This window comes from Hydrogenophaga sp. (assembly GCF_051007235.1).
Classification (GTDB): Bacteria; Pseudomonadota; Gammaproteobacteria; order Burkholderiales; family Burkholderiaceae_C; genus Hydrogenophaga.
Genome location: NZ_JBPCSJ010000180.1, coordinates 1 through 4,572, shown reverse-complemented (window position 1 = coordinate 4,572; position 4,572 = coordinate 1). Strand labels below are relative to the sequence as shown.

4 protein-coding genes are annotated in these 4,572 nt (G+C 69.0%); 2 read left to right on the top strand and 2 right to left on the bottom strand.

The window, feature by feature from the left end; translation table 11 throughout:
• Positions 1-711: 3-phenylpropionate dioxygenase (locus ACR2JA_RS06430; protein ID WP_434008278.1), on the top strand; the 711-nt coding region annotated here is incomplete at its 5' end.
• Positions 712-736: 25 nt separating this feature from the next.
• The gene (locus ACR2JA_RS06425) at positions 737-1,702 is read left to right on the top strand and encodes a PDR/VanB family oxidoreductase (RefSeq protein ID WP_434008277.1); all 966 of its coding nucleotides are present in this window, start codon (positions 737-739) and stop codon (positions 1,700-1,702) included.
• An 11-nt stretch (positions 1,703-1,713) separates the two neighbouring features.
• On the opposite strand, the gene ACR2JA_RS06420 is transcribed toward ACR2JA_RS06425, so the two are convergent.
• Positions 1,714-3,294, bottom strand: coding sequence for a sulfatase family protein (locus tag ACR2JA_RS06420; protein WP_434008276.1), 1,581 nt, complete (start codon positions 3,292-3,294; stop codon positions 1,714-1,716).
• A gap of 178 nt (positions 3,295-3,472) precedes the next feature.
• Entirely contained in the window at positions 3,473-4,462 is a 990-nt protein-coding gene (locus tag ACR2JA_RS06415) for a Bug family tripartite tricarboxylate transporter substrate binding protein (protein WP_434008275.1), read from the bottom strand.
• Positions 4,463-4,572: the final 110 nt, after the last annotated feature.

The following is a 4,572-nucleotide window of genomic DNA, read 5'->3' as shown; positions in this document are numbered from 1 at the left end:
CTCGAGGGCTCGCGCGCCGCCCGCATGTTCCACACCGCCGAGAGCAACGGCGCCATCTTTCTGTATAACGCCAGCAACCCGGCACTGGACGAAGCCCCGCCGCTGCGCCTGCCCGAGCAGCTGACCTCGCCCGAGTGGAGTTCCTTCCTCTGCTACACCGAATGGGGCGGCGACTACCGCTATGTGGTGGACAACGTGATGGACCCGATGCACGGCGTGTACCTGCACAAGCAGTCGCACACCATGAGCGAGGGCGAGAACACGGCCGAGTTCCAGATCCGCGAAGTCGAGAACGGCTTCATCTTCGAGAAGAAGGGGCAGCGCGGCGTCAACTTCGACTGGACCGAGTGGCTGGACCTGGGCATCCACGTCATGCGCCTGGAAATCCCCTACCCCAAGACCGGTGGTCCTGGCGGCAATTTCACCATCATCGGCAGCTACACGCCCATCAACAAGCGCGCGGCCGGCGTGTTCCACTGGCGCTGCCGCAAGGTGGACGGCTGGCAGCGCGACACCTGGCGCTTCCTGTACAAGAACCGGCTGGAACAGCGCCACTGGAACGTGCTGGAGCAGGACCGCGTGGCAGTGGAGAACATGGAGCCCGACGCCAACCAGCGCGAGCACCTGTACCAGCACGACATGGGCATCGTCCGCCTGCGCCGTCACCTGCGCAACCTGGCCAACCAGCAGCTGGAACAGGCGCTGCGCTGAACCGACCCACACACGCGACCACACGATGAGCAACGCCACTTCCTTGCAGGCCTGGGTCCACACGCTGCGTTTCGAGGCCGACGACATCATCAGCGTCGAGCTGCGGCCGGTGGACGGCGCCAGCTTCCCGGCCTTCGAGGCTGGATCTCACATCGACCTGCACCTGCCCAACGGCATGGTGCGCAGCTATTCGCTGTGCAACGACTGCCGCGAGAACCACCGCTACGTGTTGGGTGTGCTAAAGGACCGCGCCAGCCGCGGTGGGTCGCGCTGCGTGCACGAGCAGCTGCGCGTGGGCATGCGCCTGACCATCGGCGTGCCGCGCAACAACTTCCCGCTGCACGAGGACGCCAGCCATTCGGTGCTGGTGGCGGGCGGCATCGGCGTCACGCCGTTGCTCTGCATGGCGCGGCGGCTGCAGGCGCTGGGGCGCAGCTTCGAGTTTTTGTACTTCGCACGTTCGCGCAAGAGCGCGGCCTTCATCGCGGAGATCGAGGCGCTGGGCGTGACGGTGACCTGGCACTTCGACGACGAGCGCGGCGGCCCGCCCGACCTGAACGCCCTGCTGGGCCGGCGCCCTGCGTCGGCCAGCGAGCACTACTACGCCTGCGGCCCGGCCGTGATGCTGGACAACTTCGAGAAGACCTGCGAGTCACTGGGCCACGCCAACGCCCACATCGAGCGCTTCGCTGCCGTGGAAGTGGCCGCATCGGCCGATGCGAAGCAGGCCTACACGGTGGAACTGCGCCGCAGCGCCAAGACCTTCGAGGTCACGCCCGACAAGACCCTGCACCAGTGCCTGATCGACCTCCGCGCCAACGTGCCGTTCAGCTGCGAAGAGGGCATCTGCGGCTCCTGCGAAACCCGCGTGCTCGAAGGCGAGCCGGACCACCGCGACTCGGTGCTCACGCCGGCCGAGCAGGCCACGAACCGGTCGATGATGGTCTGCGTGTCGGGTTGCAAGAGCGCCCGGCTGGTGCTGGACCTCTGACCTAGCGCCTCTCAGGCCGAGGCGGTCGGGTAGGGGCTGCTGTCGGTGCTGGTCAGCATCGCGCGCGCCAGACGCTCGGCCAGTTCGCCCCGCAGGCCACGCGCCCGCGGGTCGTTCCAGCGGTTGTGCAGCTCCAGCGGGTCGGCCTCCAGGTCGTACAGCTCGCCCCAGGGCTGGCCGTCATAAACGGTGTAGCGGTGCCGGTGGTCGCGCAGGGTGCGCATCCGCACGCGACGGTCCAGCCCGAAGTCGCTGCGCTGGCTTTCCTCTTCGATCAGCAGCGCCTCGCGGACGCTGTCCGCCTGCCCCTGCAGCACCGGTTGCAGCGGCAGCCCGTGCATGCCGTTGGCGGGCTGCAGACCGGCACGCACCAGCACCGTGGGCGCGATGTCGGTGGTCTGGGCCAGGGCACTGACCGTCTGCCCGCTGCGGGTCTGTGCGGGGTCGCGCCAGATGAAGGGCACCCGCGTCAGCGGTGCGTAGTGCAGGCCGCCTTTGAACATCAAGCCCCGGTCACCGAGCAGTTCGCCGTGGTCGCTGGTGAACATGACGATGGTGTCGCGGTCCAGATCCAGCGCGCGCAGGCAGGCCATCACGCGACCGATGGCGTCGTCGATGCAGGCCAGGCTGCCGTGGTTGAGCGCCAGGGCTTCGCGCGCCTCCTGCTCGGTGCAGGCAAACGCGCCGTGACCGGGGCGGAAGGCCGGGTCGCGCTTGCGCTGTGCGCGCAGCCAGGCCACCGCGGGTGGCGGGTCCACCAGCTCGGCGTGGAAGGTCGGCGGCAGCTGCACCGTGGCGGGGTCGAACAGGTCCCAGTAGCGCCCGGGCGGTGTGAAGGGGTGGTGCGGGTCGGGGAAGGAGCACTGCAGAAAGAACGGCGCCGCCTCGCGCGCCAGGCGCTGCAGTTCGTCGCAGCTGCGGTCGGCGATGTAGGCCGTGGGGTAGAGGTCTTCCGGTACCCGGGTGCGCCAGGCTTGGCGCAGCCGTCCCAGGGCCAGGCCGGGCGAGGGCGCCGCGTTTTCGGGGCCAATCAGCTGGTCGGCGTCGGGCCATTGCTGGCGCAGCCAGCGCCGCCAATGGCCCTGTTGCTCGTCCGCGTGGCCGATGGTCAGCGCCACCCGTTCGAAGCCGTAGTAAGGCAGGTCGAGGTCGAAGGCCGGGTCGCTGGCCCAGCGGGTGGCCACTTCCTGCCCGTAGCGTCCGGGATGGGGGCTGCGGGCATCGTCGGGCAGGCGCTGGCCCGCGCCCGGCCAGGGTGGCGGGACGGCGGTGATGTTCTGAAGGTGCGACTTGCCCACCAGCGCCGTGCGGTAGCCGGACGCACGCAGCGTCTCGACGAAGCTGCGCTCGCCCAGGGACAGCTCCCGCCCGTTCATCTGCACGCCGTGGGCGCTGGGCAGGCGCCCGGTCATGAGTGAGGCGCGGTTGGGCTGGCAGATGGGCGTGGCGACGTGGAAGTCGGTGAAACGCTGGCCTTGCGCGGCCAGCGCGTCGATGTGCGGCGTGCGCACGTCCGGATGCCCTGCGCAGCCCAGGTGGTCGGCCCGGTGCTGGTCGGTGATGAACAACAGGAAGTTCGGCCGTTTACGCATGGGGAAGACTCTGACGTACGGAAATGCTCAGCCTGGATGGCCAGCGCTGCGAAGGAGCGATCCCATCCAGTGCTCCCGTGGAACCGGCTTTGCCGGGCCACAGGGAGCGTCCCCCGCCCAGCGTCGCAGCCGCGCCAGAGAGGGGGAAGCCGCGAAGCGGCGCAAGGGGTTTACCAACTCAATCCGCCTTAATGTTGAGCTCGCGCGCCAGCGTGCCGTAGCGCTGGTGGTCGGCCTTGACGAAGGCCTCCAGTTGCTGCGGGGTGCCGCCCACCAGCTCCAGGCCGGCGGCGGTGAGCTTGCTGCGCACATCGGGCATCTGCAGCACGGCGTTGAACTCCTGGTTCAGCCGCGTGACGACCGCGGCCGGCGTGCCCTTAGGGGCGAACACACCGTACCAGGCCTCGACCTCGACACCGGGCACCCCCTGCTCGGTGGCGGTCGGCACCTCGGGCATCAGCTCAGAGCGCGCGCGCTCGGTCACGGCAAGCGGCACCAGCTTGCCGGATTTGATGTGCTGCACCGCACCGCCCAGGCCGGTGAACAGCAGCTTGACCTCGCCGCCGAGCGCGGCGGTGATGGACGGTGCCACGCCGCGGTAGGGCACGTGCAGCAGGTCTACCTTGGCGGCGCGCTGGAACATCTCGCCCGCAAAGTGCATGGGTGAACCGTTGCCCGGGCTGCCGTAGGGCATGCCTGGGGTCTTGCGGATCAGGTCCAGCGCCGCCTTGAGGTTGTTCGCCCCCAGCTGTGGGCTGGCCAACAGCACCATGGGCGTGGTGGCCGGGGCGATGACGGCCATCAGGTCGCGCTGCACATCGACCCCGCCACCCGCACCGGGCGCCAGCACATGCGGGGAGATGACCACCGTGTTGGGGGTGAACAGCAGGGTGTGGCCATCGGCCGCCGACTTGGCCACCACCCCTGCGCCCAGCAGGGCGCCAGCGCCGGGGCGGTTCTCCACCACCACCGCCTGGCCCAGTCGGGGTGCCAGTTTCTCGGCAAATACCCGGGCCGCCAGGTCCGGCCCACCACCAGCTGGGAAAGGCACGACCAGGGTGAGCGGCTTGGACGGGAAAGCTTGCGCGTGCGTGGTCGGTGCGCCGGCCAGGGCGACGAGGCCAGCCAACAGAGTGAGTGCGCTGCGTCGGGTGGTGGTGTGGCTCATGGGGTCTCCTTATATCTTTCAGATCGTTGAAACTTCAGTGGTCAAGACGCGTTGGGTTGTCTTGACGGCTGAACTGGTTGACTCACCGCCGTGCAGCCTGCGTCTCCTGC